Below are 13,198 nucleotides of genomic sequence, written 5' to 3' on the forward strand. Positions count from 1 at the left end.
CAACACATCTATAATGGGCGCATTCCTTGCGGGTCTTTTGCGATGATTAGCAGCTCCCTTGAAAAAGCGGTGCTTGGCTCAGATGCGGAAACGCTTGTTGATCAGCTTCTCGAAATTGGCATTGCCCTTTCCGCTAGCCAATCCCTAGAGGAACTACTGCATCTCATTCTCACGAAAAGTCGCCAAATTACCGCTAGCGATGCCGGCACGATCTTTCTGGTGCAGCGGCAAACAGACCCGACGGTACTTGAATTCAAGGCAGCCCAAAACGATAGCGTGACCCTACCGGAGCAGGTGCAGGAGACTACAATTCCCCTAACGCCAACGAGCTTAGTGGGCTATGCCGCCCTGACAGGGAAATCCCTGAATATTGCCGATGTCTATGCTCTCGAGGGCAGCGAGGTGTACCAATTCAATCGCTCCTTTGATGAAGCCCTGCGCTATCGAACTTGCTCCGTGCTGGTGGTGCCGATGCAAAATGTCAGTGGTGAGGTGATTGGTGTTCTGCAACTGATTAACCGCAAGCGATCGCCAGAAACCCTGCTGACGCCAGAAACGGCGGTCAGTCTGACCCAGCCCTACACTGCTTGGGAAGAACACATTGTGCGATCGCTAGCCAGTCAGGCGGCGGTGATTATTGAGCGCAATCAGCTTCTTGAGAGTATTGAACAGCTCTTTGAAGGGTTTGTCACTGCCTCGGTGCAGGCGATTGAGGTGCGGGATCCAACCACGGCAGGACATTCAGAAAGGGTAGCGGCGCTCACTGTGCGCCTAGCGGAGATCACCCATGCAACGTCGCGGGGCATCTTTCGCGAAGTCTCCTTTAGCGATCGCCAACTACAAGAGATTCGCTATGCGGCTCTGCTCCATGATTTTGGTAAAGTCGGCGTACCGGAGACCATCCTGAACAAGCAGAAAAAACTCTTCCCGGAGCAACTGGAGGTCATTCGCCAGCGCTTTGCCCTGGTGCGGCGCACCCTAGAAATGGAAACGGCGCAAGCCAAAGTAAACTATTTGCTCTCCCATCCCCACAGCCCGCACGCTGCCGAACAGGCCTGTTCCCACTGTGCTTTTTTGCGTCATCTCGATGAACAGCTACAGCAACAACTACTCACCCTAGAGCACTACTGGCAGTTGTTAGAGCAGGCCAATGAACCCCAAATCCTTGACCAAGAACCCCTGGCTCGTCTGCAGGAATTGACCCAGTTTTACTACCGCGGTGTGGATGGGCAAATGCATCCCCTGATTACGGCGGCAGAACTGGAACAACTCTTGGTGCGCCGCGGCAATCTCAGCCGGGAAGAGCGGCGGCTCATTGAAGCTCACGTTACCTACACCTACCACTTTCTCTCCCGCATTCCCTGGACTGCCCACTTAAAGAATGTGCCCATAATTGCCTATGGCCACCATGAACGTCTAGATGGCAGTGGTTACCCCCGCGGCATTGGGGCAGCAGAAATTCCCCTGCAAACCCAGATGCTGGCGATCGCCGACATTTACGATGCCCTCACTGCAAAAGATCGCCCCTACAAAAAAAGCCTGCCGGTGGCTGCCGCCCTCAAGATTTTGCGGCAAGAAGCCAAGGAATTTAAGATCAACCCCGATCTGGTCGAACTCTTTGAGCAGCAGGAGGTCTTTCGCGTCCTAGGGCACCAGCGCTAGGATTGATGGGGCGAGGAGTGCCAAAACGCAACTTTCCAGAGCGTTGCCGCCAGCCAATTGGTACAGGTATGGGCAACAATTGCCAGCAGTAAATTATGCGTTGCCACGACGCTATAGGCAAACAATCCACCAACAATGGTTGCCCACAGGGCATAGGGCCACTGCTGCCGCGATCCAGCGTGCAAAATGCCAAAGCACACAGAACTGCCGATAATTCCTGCCCAATTCAAACCTAAACTTGGCAGAAGCACCCCCCGAAAGAGCAGTTCTTCACTGAGGCCGGGCAAAATGCCAATCCAAAACAAATCCGGCCACAGTAGCGGTGAAAGCACTAGTTTCAGGTAGGTATCCGAAGCATGGCGATAGGCGGGCCAGAGCCGGTACAAAATCGCCCCCATGCCTGTAATCCCTAGACACAGGCCAATGCCAACAACCACCGCCCAGCCATCCCAGCGCAGCGGTAGGAGTCCCCCCGAAAAGGGGGTAAATAGCCACACCCGCGCCAAAATCAGCCACAGGACGGCTGTCAGCGCCATGGCCACTAAGACCTGCGTGCGACTGAGAGGCTCATCGGGCAGGGGAGACTCCGCCATAGGCCTAAGCTTTCTGAAATTGACCAAATTGGAAATTATAGACCTCTTCTTCTTTTTCAGAGATCAGTTTCAGATCCGAGCAGGGACGGGCCACACAGAGGAGCACATACCCTTTTTCCCGCAGTTCGGGACTTAAGCCCATCGCATCCCCGTGGTCAACAGTGCCCTGCAAAATCTGGGCGGCACAGGTGGTACACACCCCGGCATTACAGGAACTGGGGAGATCAATTCCCGCAGCGGTGGCCGATCGCAGGATGGGCTTATCGGCACTGGCTTCAAACGTGTAGGTTTGTCCTTGGTGCAGGATCTCAACACGAAAAGTTTGGGTCATGCTGGCAGTGAGCGATGAGACTACATTCCTTTTATTATCCCCTTAATCCTCGCGATCGCTGGCCTCCTCTGGAGCAGACTTTAACCAGCGGCTTAAGGGTTTAGGAATGGCCACCCGCTGGCGTTCTGGTAATTGCAAACAAATGTGCTGGGTGTGGGCAATGGCGACGCGACTGCCCTCTGCATCGTAGAGCGTATAGGTCAGTTGAAAACGGCTGCTATCCAGTCTTTGGGGATCAATAGTCACCCGTAGGCGATCGCCACAGTAGAGGGGTTTCAAAAACCGCACCTGTGCCTCTGTAATTGGAACAATTAGACCCTTGCTGCTGAAAAATTGCCGCAGATCCACCCCTAACTGGGCAAGGGCATCCTCATAGGCCTCATGGCAAAACCGCAGTAGATTGGCAAAGTAAACTACCCCCGCCGCATCCGTGTCAGCAAAATGAACCGTGCGCTCATAGTCATGAAGGGGTGTTGTCATCTATCGCCATCCCATAGCGTTGCCCAACACAAGCCATAAGCAAAAACACGCCACAGCCTTTATTGTTAATCTAGGGCACAGCCCTTTTGCAAGCGATGGAGGAACGGAACAGATGAGTAACAAGGGCAGTTCTGATCTTCGACTTCTTTTGAGCACGCTTGTGATCAGCGGCTTGGTCGCAGGACTGGCCTATTGGCAACTCAGCCAATACTGGACATCCCGTTCCCCTGAGCAAAACGGGAACGCAACTTCAGAGATGACTTCCTCCAAATGGCAAAAAATTGCCCTCGCTACGACGCTGCGCGGCCATCAGGATGAAGTGAACGCGATCGCCCTCAGTCCCGATGGCAATTTACTCGTCAGTGGTGGGGACGATCGCATGTTGCACTTTTGGAACTTGGCCACGGGAACTCCCCTAGGACAAGTCAAGGGTCACACCGACTGGATCTATGCCCTTGTGATCACGCCGGATGGTCAAACGGTGATTAGCGGCAGCAAAGATAAAACCATCAAACTATGGGGGGTGGGCGATCGCCAGCTCCAAGCTACCCTCAGGGGTCATCAAGATTTTGTCAATGGTTTAGCCCTCAGCCCCGATGGCCGCACCCTGGCCAGTGCCAGCTATGATCACACCGTTAAACTGTGGGATGTCCCTAGCCGGCAGGAAATCACCACCCTCAAAGGCAATGAAGGCATCATGCTCAGTGTTGCCATCAGTCAAGATGGGCGTTTTCTGGCCACCGGGGGCGTGGATAAGCTAATCCGCATTTGGGATCTCCCCTCCCGCCGCCTCCTGCGTACCCTCGAAGGACACACCAGCGATGTCAATAGCCTTGCCTTCACACCCGACAGCAGTCAACTGGTCAGCGGCAGTGACAAGGACGGCATCAAAGTCTGGAATTTAACCACGGGCGAACTTCAGCATCAGTTTGGCAGTGAAGGCGGACAAGTTTTTAGTGTGGCTGTGAGTCCCGATGGCAGTGCCATAGCCAGTGGTCACGGCGATCAAACCGTCAAACTCTGGTCTCGCTCTGGTCAGCTCTTGCGCAACCTCAAGGGACACTCTGGCGCTGTGTACGGTGTGGTCTTTGGCCAAGATCAACTGATCTCCGCCAGTGAAGACAGCACCATCAAGGTGTGGCGTCTGTTTCCGGGAAGCTCCTAAAACCTCTAGCCAACACTGCCCTCTAGCTTCAAACTCAGGAGGCGATCGGCCTCGACCGCAAATTCCATCGGCAACTGGTTAAAGACATCGCGACAGAAGCCACTAATCATCATTGAGACCGCATCTTCGGCAGAAATTCCCCGCTGGGCAAAGTAGAAGAGTTGATCCTCACCAATTTTTGACGTTGAGGCCTCATGCTCCACCTGTGCGGTGGGATTTTGCACCTGAATATAGGGGAACGTATTGGCGGCTGCCGTATCACCAATAAGCATCGAATCGCATTGGGAGTAGTTACGCGCTCCCGTGGCCTTTGGCCCAATTTTCACCAACCCGCGGTAGCTATTTTGGGAGTGCCCCGCCGAAATTCCCTTGGAAATAATGCGGCTGCGGGTATTCTTACCAATGTGGATCATCTTGGTACCCGTATCCGCCTGCTGGTAATTATTCGTGAGGGCAACGGAGTAGAATTCACCCACAGAATTATCCCCCACCAAGACACAACTGGGGTACTTCCAAGTAATGGCTGAACCCGTTTCCACCTGTGTCCAAGAAATCTTGGAGTTGCGGCCAAGGCAGAGTCCCCGTTTGGTCACAAAGTTATAGATGCCCCCTTTGCCGTTTTCATCCCCGGCATACCAGTTTTGCACGGTGGAGTATTTAATTTCCGCATTGTCAAGGGCAACGAGTTCCACCACTGCTGCATGGAGTTGATTGGTGTCGAACATAGGAGCGGTACACCCCTCAAGGTAGCTAACATAGCTGCCTTCATCGGCAATAATCAGCGTGCGCTCAAACTGCCCCGACTCACCATTGTTAATGCGGAAATAGGTGGATAGCTCCATCGGACAGCGGGTGTTCTTGGGAATATAGACAAAAGAGCCATCGGAAAAGACGGCGGAGTTCAAAGCCGCATAGAAGTTATCCCCAATGGGAACAACACTGCCCAAGTATTTCTGCACCAACTCAGGGTATTCGTGAATCGCTTCGGAAATGGAGCAGAAAATGATCCCCTGTTTGGCCAACTCTTCACGGAATGTGGTGGCCACCGACACGCTATCGAAAATGGCATCTACGGCCACGTTGGTTAGCCGCTTTTGCTCCGAGAGGGGAATCCCCAGTTTTTCAAAGGTTTCCAGCAGAACGGGATCCACTTCATCCAAGCTTTTCAGTTTTTCCTTCTGTTTGGGAGCCGAGTAATAGACGATGTCTTGATAGTCAATGGGGGGATAGCTTACGCGTGGCCACGTGGGTTCGCTCATCTTCAGCCATTGGCGATAGGCACGCAGGCGAAACTCCAGCATGAACTCTGGCTCGTTCTTTTTGGCAGAGATGAGGCGAATGATGTCTTCATTAAGACCCCGCGGAATGGTCTCTGTCTCAATTTGGGTAACAAAGCCGTACTTGTAAGGCTGATTGACGAGGGATTGGAGTGTTGCCGACATCGAGTGTTCTCTTGGGTAAAGGAATGGGCAAAAGGGCAAGTAGGTAGAGTATATTAAGCAACAGAATGGTTGCCTTATCTCTAGAATTAATTTAGCAACAAAATCGTTGTTTTAGTCAAGGGGGCGTTGTGTGACCCTCACATCCGATACTAAACAGGACATCTTACACTGCCTGCTTCGGGACGGTCACCTCAGTGCCCAAGAGTTGGCAGCACAACTGGCCATTAGTCCGCAAGCGGTGCGGCGGCATCTTAAGGATTTGGAGGCGGAGCAACTGGTCACCTATGAAGTCCTGTCGGGCACAGTGGGGCGTCCCCAATACCGTTACATGATTAGCGAAGCGGGACGGGAGGAACTGCGGCAACTGCAACTGCGCCAACAATCCGGTCAGACAAAGGGCTTTGCGGTTGAACTCTTGGAATCCGTAGCCGCAACCCTTGGCCCTGAGCAGATGCAAGATGTGTTACAGGCAGCTTGGCAGCGCAAGGCAATGGCCTACCGCGAGCAAATGGGAACGGGCACCCTAGCAGAACGCTTGGCTCGACTGGTGGCGCTGCGGCGGCAGGAGGGCTATATGGCGGAGTTCTACCCAGTGAAGGATTCCCAAGATACATATTTATTCACGGAATATAATTGTGCGATTTCCGCCGTTGCCCAATCTTTTCCCAGCGTCTGTCATCATGAGTTAGAGATGTTTGCGATCGCCCTTGGGGACTGTGCCGTTGAGCGTACCCATTGGATTGTAGATGGCGAGCATCGCTGTGGCTATTTAATTCGCCCCTTGAAATAGTATGGCTTTTTGCCCGCCCACGTTTGTGCAGCAAAGTTTTCGCACCAGTCTGGGTCGCATGGTCTATTACACCCCCAGCGATCGCCACTGGGGTCGGGTGCAATCTCGACCGCCCCTCGTCTTTCTCCACAGTTTGGGGGGTGGCTCCAGTCACTATGAATGGTCACAGGTGTATCCTGCCTTTGCGGCGCGTTACCGCGTCGTTGCTCCGGATCTCATTGGTTGGGGGGAGTCGGACCATCCGGCCCGCGACTACACCAGTAGTGACTACTGGCTCATGATTGCCGAACTGCTGCGCATGCTGGGCACGCCCGTCACTGTGGTTGCTTCCTCCCTCACAGCAGGGATTGTCGTGCGGTTAGCGGTTCAGCAGCCCCATCTTTTTCAGCGGCTGTGCTTGGTCTGTCCCAGCGGGTTTAATGACTTTGGCGAAGATCAGGGGCAGGCTGTGGCCAATGCCCTGCTGAGTGTTCCAATCCTTGATCGCTTGATTTACACGGTTGCTGCCGCTAACCCCTTGGCGGTGCGCAACTTCCTCAGCCAATTTATTTTTGCCGATCCACAGCGGCTGCGCCCCGAAACGGTTGAAGCCTACCTTGAGGCTGCCTGCCGTCCCAATGCCGAATGGGCAGCGCTGAGTACCCTGAAGGGAAATCTCTCCTTTGATTTGAGCCGGTATTTGCCCCAGTTAACGACCCCCACTATGATCCTCTGGGGAGAAAAGGCGAAGCTCACACCCCTTTCTCTGGGGGAGCGACTCTATGCCACTGCCCGCGATCGCCTGCAACAGTTGCAAGTGATCCCCAACGCAGGGGTCTTGCCCCATCTAGAGCAACCCGAATGGGTGATTTACAGTTTGCGGCGGGATTTCTTGGTTTGAGTTGTCCCCGATACAGGTATTCTATAAAGTATTGCTTGAAGTGTTAGGGCAATGGCAGAAATCCAATTCATTCGCGGTATTAACGAAGAAGTCGTTCCCGATGTGCGCTTGACGCGGGCACGGGATGGCAGCAGTGGTCAGGCCATCTTTTACTTTGATAACCCTAAAATTGTCCAAGAGGGGAACCTTGAAGTAACGGGAATGTATATGATTGACGAGGAAGGAGAAATTGTTACCCGTGATGTAAACGCCAAATTCATCAACGGGCAACCTGTGGCCATTGAGGCCACCTATACCATGCGCAGTCCCCAGGAGTGGGATCGCTTTATTCGCTTTATGGATCGCTACGCCGCTAGCCACGGTCTTGGCTTCCAGAAATCTTAAAAACTCTTAAATTGATTGGGTGCTGATTCAGAAAGATTGTGCTAGCTTAAAGTTATGATGCCTTTTTTGTCCTTATTCAAAAGAGGGGCATCTACAAGTTCTATAGCGATACAGTAGGGACATCAATGGATTATCTAAAGAGCCTGCTTGACACCCTCAAATCGTGGCTAAAGAAACTCTTGGAACTGCTCGGCGGCGCCGAACCTACTCCTGAACTGGAGCCGATTCCGATTCCGGTGCACGATCGCCAGTAGTTTATTCAGAATGTTGTTATCCTTGCAGCTTTGAACGGTTAGCGCAAGTTTGGCTTTTCATATCTTGGTGCTCCATGGCCCGAATCTGAATCTGCTGGGGCAACGGGAGCCGCAAGTTTATGGGTCTGTAACACTGGCCAGCATCAACCAATCCCTGCAGGCTTTGGCAGAGGAGTTCGGGGTAACCATTGAGTGCCTCCAATCCAACCACGAAGGGGTCTTGGTGGACGCCATTCAGGGAGCGGTGGGACGTGCCCACGGCATTTTAATTAACCCTGCAGCCTACACCCATACCAGTGTGGCTTTACGAGACGCGATTGCGGCGGTTGCTTTGCCAACGGTCGAAGTTCACCTGAGTAATATTCATCAACGGGAAACTTTTCGCCATTACTCCTACATTGCCCCTGTGGCGATCGGTCAAATTGCCGGCTTTGGTGCTGACAGCTATTTGTTGGGGCTACGGGCGCTGGTGAATTATTTGCAGAGAAAAAGCTAATTCTCAGCGGGGGGCGCGATCGCCAGCGGCGTTCCCAGTTGTCGTGCTAACCAGAACTCCAAATTGCGTAGCCAAGACTTCCCATCAAAGCGCCGTGCGCTAACCGGCTGCACCAGTATGGTAAACATCCCCAAGCGATTGCCCACCAAAATATCTGTAAACAGGCGATCGCCCACCATGGCCACCCGATCATAGGGCAAATTCATTGCTTGCACGGCCTGACGAATCTTCCGCCGCGAGGGCTTGCCTGCCCCTATCAAAAAGGGCAACTCCACCTGCCGAGCAATCCGCTCAATGCGGCGATGGTTCAAATTATTGCTCACCAGCCAGATGGGCATGTGACGCTTAATCTCCCGGAGCCACGCCAGAATGTTCGGGGGTACCTCCGCATCCCATGTGGGGAGGAGCGTATCATCTACATCCAGCACCATGCCCCGCAGCTGATATTTTTCCAACAGACTTGGGGGCAACTGGTCAATTGTGGTTTCAAGGATTAAATTCGGTTGCAGCAGTGCTGCTAGAGACCCGGTGGTCATTGAAAACGCAAGTAACAAGTAACGAGGAAAAGACTTCTCTCAGACTATCACGCTCTTAGGGAAGGGCACTACAAAAATCCTCTTGGCTGTTACTCCAATAACAAAGGATATGCTACCATCTGAGAGAATGCCGCGTGTCAACAGATATGGCGAAGGTTCTAGTACTCAATGCCTCCTATGAACCACTCAATATTACGAGTTGGCAACGGGCAGTTGTCCTTTTAATCAAGGGGAAGGCGGAGCAAGTCGAACACAACGGCAAGATGGTTTATAACAATTTCCCTTTGCCGACAGTTATTCGTCTGCGCCACTACGTTGTCACTCCCTACAAAGAAATTCCCCTCACTCGCCGCAACATCCTACATCGAGATGGCCACTCCTGCCAGTACTGCGGCTATACCGGCGATGATCTTACCCTTGATCACGTTATTCCCAAATCGCGAGGAGGGGGTGACACGTGGGAAAACATTGTGACCGCCTGTGTTCGCTGCAATGTCAAAAAAGGGAATCGCACTCCCGAAGAAGCAAATATGCCCCTCCGACAACCCCCCCGCCGCCCCATTAGCAGCTTGTACTTTGAAGTCACGAAGCACGTACGCACGGGCACTCATCAAGAGTGGCGCAAATATGTCATTGGTGTCTAAAGGTTGTTATGTCAAGTATTGAGACCGAAAACTTTAGTCAACTCTTTCCCCTGTTTGAGGTTAGTTCCCAAGAGGCGCTTGCCTCAATGCTCTCGGTGGCTTGGCGTAACACCTATCCTGCAGGGCGTGCCATTTTAATTGAAGATGCGTGGGGTAATGCGGTTTACTTTATCCTCTCAGGCTGGGTGAAGGTACGGCGACTGCTCGCCAATGGGGATTTCATGACCCTGGCAATCCTTGGGCCGGGAGATTTTTTTGGTGAGATGGCTATTCTTGATCAATCACCCCGCTCGACGGATGTGGTGGCGCTCTGTGCGGCGGAAGTCTTGGCCGTACCCGCGCAAAAATTTGTCCATGTCCTGCGCCATGAGCCGGATTTGCACTATCGGATGCTGCAATTAATGGCACAACGGCTACGCCAGACCAATGCCCGCATTGAGCTGTTGCACCAACCCCCCGCTGTAAGGCTGGCCCATGTTTTGGTGAATTTGGCACGGCGCTATGGTCAGCCGCGAGAGGCAAATGCCAACACAGCCGTCATTTTCAATGTACCCGTCAAAGATTTAGCGGATGTGGCAAGCATTAGCGTGGAGGAGGCTCAGCAACTGCTGAATAAGCTGGTGGCAAAAAACTGGCTAAAAATCGATGCTGCCAAGCAACAATTGCAAATTCTTAGTTTGCCGCAACTGGAGCAACTGGCGCAGCAAGCAGTGAGTTGAGGGTAGTTGGCTTGTTGAGAAGGAGGGACGTCACCTACTTTAGCTAGGTCATATTTTAGAAAAAGGCTGTATTCCTACTATGGCGATCGCCCCCAACCTCTACGAACACACCTTGGTTCGCTACACAGATCCGCTCCATGCAACAGAACTGCTGCGGCAATATCGCCCGTACCTAGAAATGATTCCCAGTATGCGGCGGCCCCAGGAAAGCTTAATTCCAATTCCGCTGCCCATCGCCCGCATTCAAGTGCCTGCAGCCACAACAACAAACCCACGTCCCCAAGTGAAGTCGGTGATAGTGCCCTGTGATCTAGTCTTTGTCATGTGCGATCCAGCGTGGAAGGTTACAACCGACATTGAACTGCTCGTCTTTATCCACCGTCCTGGGGAAAGCTTTACCGAACTTCTGACCCGCTGGCGGCAGTCCCAAGTGCTCCTGAGTCGCAGTTATAGCTGGGAAATGCCCTTGCAGCATCGGGATGTCTTTAGCGAGGGCGCCAATCGGCAGTTTCCCCTCTTTGTTCTTTTTCCAGAAACCCTTGCCCTGATCAAGCGCGGTCTGAGAGCCGCTCGATTGCCCTTCGTAATTGATACCACAATTCTCAAGGAGCAGCCGTCTCAAGCCACAAAACTCATGACCGGTTCCTCGGAAAGCGCAGAATAGGTTGATCCATATCACAACTGTGGCAACCGCTCCATCACTGCTGCCGCCCTGACGCGGGACAGAGAATACCCCTATCGAGCTGGATGCTCGCTGTTGTGAGTTTGAGTTATCCTATGGTGGCTACCCCGATTCAACGCTTGTCCCACCGTCCATTGACAACGGATTTGGTGCGGCAGTATTTACAGGAAATTGGCCGTGTTCCCTTGCTCACGCCAAGCCAAGAACTCAGCCTTGCCCAGCAGATTCAGCAGTACCAAGCCCTGCTCGCAGTGCGCGATCAGTCCGATGATCCTCAAATCAAACGCTATGTGGCCGCTGTTGTAGAGCGCGATCGCCGGCAGCAGTTGGGGCGACGCCTAAGTCGTGCTGAATGGGCGTCTCTGCTGAATATGAGTGTGACTGAGCTACAAATGTGCCTCCAAGCAGGCCGTCAGGCTTGGGCAAAAGCGGCGAATGTCCCTCTTGCTGAACTGCAGCGCATTGAGCGTCAAGGACAGCGGGCAAAAAGCCAACTGCTGCAAGCCAATCTGCGTTTAGTGGTAAATATTGCTAAAAAATATCAACATCGCGGCGTTGAGTTTCTCGATCTCATTCAAGAGGGCACCTTGGGTCTAGAACGCGCCGTTGAGAAATTCGATCCGACAAAGGGGTTTCGCTTTAGCACCTATGCCTACTGGTGGATTCGCCAAAGTATTACCCGTGCCGTGGCCAGTCAAAGTCGTACGATCCGTCTGCCAATCCACATGGTAGAAAAACTCAACAAAATTAAGTGTGCTCAACGGCGCCTTGCTGCTCAACGGGGCGCGATGCCAAGTCTGGCGGATATTGCCCAAGAACTGAATCTTGAGGTGTCACAGGTGCGAGAGGTGCTGATTGCCGTTCCCAAATCTGTTGCCTTAGAACAGCGGGTTGGCGCCGATCAAGAAACGGAATTGCAGGAGCTGATTGAATCCACCGCACCCACCCCCGATGAAGTCATCATGCGCGAGTCCCTGCGTACCGCTTTGAGGCAACTCCTCAGTGATTTATCGCCCCGTGAGCGCCAAGTGATGGAACTGCACTATGGTCTAGGGGAACAACCTGCCCTTGAGATGGCGGAAATTGCGGCACTGCTGGGACTGAGTCGGGAACGGATTCGCCAAATTCAGCACCGTGCCCTGCAAAAATTACGGCAGCCTCAGCGGCGGCGGGAAATTCAAGACTATCTGGAGGAGTTTGCCTAGGGTGTTTCCAACTGAATACCGTGGGGACAGCACTCACAGACCCATAGATCAAGGTCGGGGTCTGGTAGGGCGCGCCGTACCCGCTGCATGATGGTGTAGCCTTCATCCGCCGAGGGCGCTAGGGCAAACACCGTTGGCCCGGATCCGCACATCATGCTGGCGATCGCCCCCGCTTGAAGAAACTGCTCCCGCAGTTGAGCCACTAAAGGGTAGCGGGGGAGGACGACTTTCTCCAAGTCATTGCGGAGGCTGGCAGCCAATGTCGGAAGGTCATGCTGCTGAATCGCCTGTAACAGGGTTGCGGATCCCCCCTCTTGGCGTGCCTTTTCCTGCTCACTGGGGGTTTGGGCATAGGTGGCAGCGAATTCCTGCCGATAGGTTTGATAGGCCCAGGGGGTAGCCACACTGAGGGAGCGATACTTGCCCAAGACCACACTCAAGTCCTGGAGGTCAGGGAGGGGGGTCAACTGTTCACCCCGTCCTAGGGCTAGGGCTGTGCCCCCTTGCAGACAGAAGGGTACGTCGGCGCCCAATTCCTCGGCAAAGTGCTGTAATTCCTGTTGCGTCAGACCCAACTGCCACAGCAGATCCAAGCCCACGAGGACAGCTGCGCCATTGGTTGACCCTCCAGCTAAACCAGCCCCCACGGGAATCCGTTTTTCGATGAAAATTTCAACGCCCTGGCAAGCGGGAAAATGACGCTGTAGGAGCGCTGCTGCTTTATAGGCCAAATTGCGCTGATCGCAGGGGACGGCGGGGTTGGTGCAACGAACTTTAATCTGGCGATCGCGCCGCGGCATGAGTTCAACGCGATCCATGAGGGAGACCGCCTGCATTACCATTACCAATTCATGGTAGCCACTGCCATCCAAGCAATTGCCGACAATTTGTAAAAAGAGATTAATTTTGGCAGGCGCCAGCAGACGATACACGCA

17 protein-coding genes are annotated in these 13,198 nt (G+C 53.4%); 11 read left to right on the forward strand and 6 right to left on the reverse strand.

What is annotated here, in order from left to right:
• The first annotated feature begins 42 nt into the window (after window positions 1-42).
• Window positions 43-1,662: an HD family phosphohydrolase gene (locus Q0683_RS05790; RefSeq protein ID WP_298976745.1), complete on the forward strand. Its 1,620-nt coding sequence runs from the start codon at window positions 43-45 to the stop codon at window positions 1,660-1,662.
• On the opposite strand, the gene Q0683_RS05795 is transcribed toward Q0683_RS05790, so the two are convergent.
• From Q0683_RS05795 to Q0683_RS05805, 3 genes are read right to left on the reverse strand one after another with little or no spacing between them, the layout of a single operon-like run.
• Window positions 1,659-2,255, reverse strand: a complete 597-nt coding sequence (locus Q0683_RS05795; RefSeq protein ID WP_298617419.1) for a CPBP family intramembrane glutamic endopeptidase — start codon at window positions 2,253-2,255, stop codon at window positions 1,659-1,661. The two genes, Q0683_RS05790 and Q0683_RS05795, sit on opposite strands and share 4 nt — an antisense overlap.
• A gap of 4 nt (window positions 2,256-2,259) precedes the next feature.
• Window positions 2,260-2,586, reverse strand: coding sequence for a 2Fe-2S iron-sulfur cluster-binding protein (locus Q0683_RS05800; protein ID WP_298616459.1), 327 nt, complete (start codon window positions 2,584-2,586; stop codon window positions 2,260-2,262).
• A 42-nt stretch (window positions 2,587-2,628) separates the two neighbouring features.
• Window positions 2,629-3,066: a thioesterase family protein gene (locus Q0683_RS05805; protein WP_298616456.1), complete on the reverse strand. Its 438-nt coding sequence runs from the start codon at window positions 3,064-3,066 to the stop codon at window positions 2,629-2,631.
• Window positions 3,067-3,322: 256 nt separating this feature from the next.
• Here Q0683_RS05805 and Q0683_RS05810 point away from each other — a divergent pair, with 256 nt between their 5' ends.
• Window positions 3,323-4,231 (forward strand): WD40 repeat domain-containing protein, encoded by a 909-nt coding sequence (locus tag Q0683_RS05810; protein WP_298976748.1) that lies wholly within the window; start codon window positions 3,323-3,325, stop codon window positions 4,229-4,231.
• Window positions 4,232-4,236: 5 nt separating this feature from the next.
• Here the strand turns inward: Q0683_RS05810 and sufB are convergent, their stop codons facing one another.
• Complete coding sequence (gene sufB, locus Q0683_RS05815) at window positions 4,237-5,673, reverse strand: Fe-S cluster assembly protein SufB (RefSeq protein ID WP_298616450.1); 1,437 nt, start codon at window positions 5,671-5,673, stop codon at window positions 4,237-4,239.
• A gap of 130 nt (window positions 5,674-5,803) precedes the next feature.
• On the opposite strand from sufB, the gene sufR reads away from it, so the two are divergent.
• The 5 genes from sufR (at window position 5,804) to aroQ (ending at window position 8,477) form a co-directional block, all read left to right on the forward strand.
• Window positions 5,804-6,463, forward strand: a complete 660-nt coding sequence (gene sufR, locus Q0683_RS05820) for an iron-sulfur cluster biosynthesis transcriptional regulator SufR (RefSeq protein WP_298616447.1) — start codon at window positions 5,804-5,806, stop codon at window positions 6,461-6,463.
• A 1-nt stretch (window position 6,464) separates the two neighbouring features.
• Entirely contained in the window at window positions 6,465-7,343 is an 879-nt protein-coding gene (locus Q0683_RS05825; protein WP_298976751.1) for an alpha/beta fold hydrolase, read from the forward strand.
• Window positions 7,344-7,394: 51 nt separating this feature from the next.
• Window positions 7,395-7,727 carry a photosystem II reaction center protein Psb28 gene (gene psb28 / locus Q0683_RS05830; RefSeq protein ID WP_298616442.1) on the forward strand — a complete coding sequence of 111 codons (333 nt, stop codon included), beginning with the start codon at window positions 7,395-7,397 and terminating at the stop codon, window positions 7,725-7,727.
• Window positions 7,728-7,852: 125 nt separating this feature from the next.
• Window positions 7,853-7,981, forward strand: a complete 129-nt coding sequence (locus Q0683_RS05835; protein ID WP_298616440.1) for a hypothetical protein — start codon at window positions 7,853-7,855, stop codon at window positions 7,979-7,981.
• A 49-nt stretch (window positions 7,982-8,030) separates the two neighbouring features.
• Entirely contained in the window at window positions 8,031-8,477 is a 447-nt protein-coding gene (gene aroQ / locus Q0683_RS05840; protein WP_298976754.1) for a type II 3-dehydroquinate dehydratase, read from the forward strand.
• Here the strand turns inward: aroQ and Q0683_RS05845 are convergent.
• The gene (locus tag Q0683_RS05845; protein ID WP_298616434.1) at window positions 8,474-9,013 is read right to left on the reverse strand and encodes a YqeG family HAD IIIA-type phosphatase; all 540 of its coding nucleotides are present in this window, start codon (window positions 9,011-9,013) and stop codon (window positions 8,474-8,476) included. The two genes, aroQ and Q0683_RS05845, sit on opposite strands and share 4 nt — an antisense overlap.
• Window positions 9,014-9,159: 146 nt before the next feature.
• On the opposite strand from Q0683_RS05845, the gene Q0683_RS05850 reads away from it, so the two are divergent.
• From Q0683_RS05850 to Q0683_RS05865, 4 genes are all read left to right on the forward strand, one after another.
• The gene (locus Q0683_RS05850; RefSeq protein WP_298616432.1) at window positions 9,160-9,657 is read left to right on the forward strand and encodes an HNH endonuclease; all 498 of its coding nucleotides are present in this window, start codon (window positions 9,160-9,162) and stop codon (window positions 9,655-9,657) included.
• Window positions 9,658-9,665: 8 nt separating this feature from the next.
• Entirely contained in the window at window positions 9,666-10,376 is a 711-nt protein-coding gene (locus Q0683_RS05855; RefSeq protein WP_298976757.1) for a Crp/Fnr family transcriptional regulator, read from the forward strand.
• 79 nt (window positions 10,377-10,455) lie between these two features.
• On the forward strand, window positions 10,456-11,040 hold the full coding sequence (locus Q0683_RS05860) for a hypothetical protein (protein WP_298616427.1): 585 nt from the start codon (window positions 10,456-10,458) through the stop codon (window positions 11,038-11,040).
• 113 nt (window positions 11,041-11,153) lie between these two features.
• Complete coding sequence (locus Q0683_RS05865) at window positions 11,154-12,263, forward strand: RNA polymerase sigma factor, RpoD/SigA family (protein ID WP_298976759.1); 1,110 nt, start codon at window positions 11,154-11,156, stop codon at window positions 12,261-12,263.
• On the opposite strand, the gene ispE is transcribed toward Q0683_RS05865, so the two are convergent.
• Window positions 12,260-13,195, reverse strand: coding sequence for a 4-(cytidine 5'-diphospho)-2-C-methyl-D-erythritol kinase (gene ispE / locus Q0683_RS05870; RefSeq protein ID WP_298976761.1), 936 nt, complete (start codon window positions 13,193-13,195; stop codon window positions 12,260-12,262). The genes Q0683_RS05865 and ispE overlap by 4 nt on opposite strands.
• Window positions 13,196-13,198 lie beyond the last annotated feature (3 nt).

The organism is uncultured Thermosynechococcus sp. (assembly GCF_938074695.1).
GTDB lineage: Bacteria > Cyanobacteriota > Cyanobacteriia > Thermosynechococcales > Thermosynechococcaceae > Thermosynechococcus.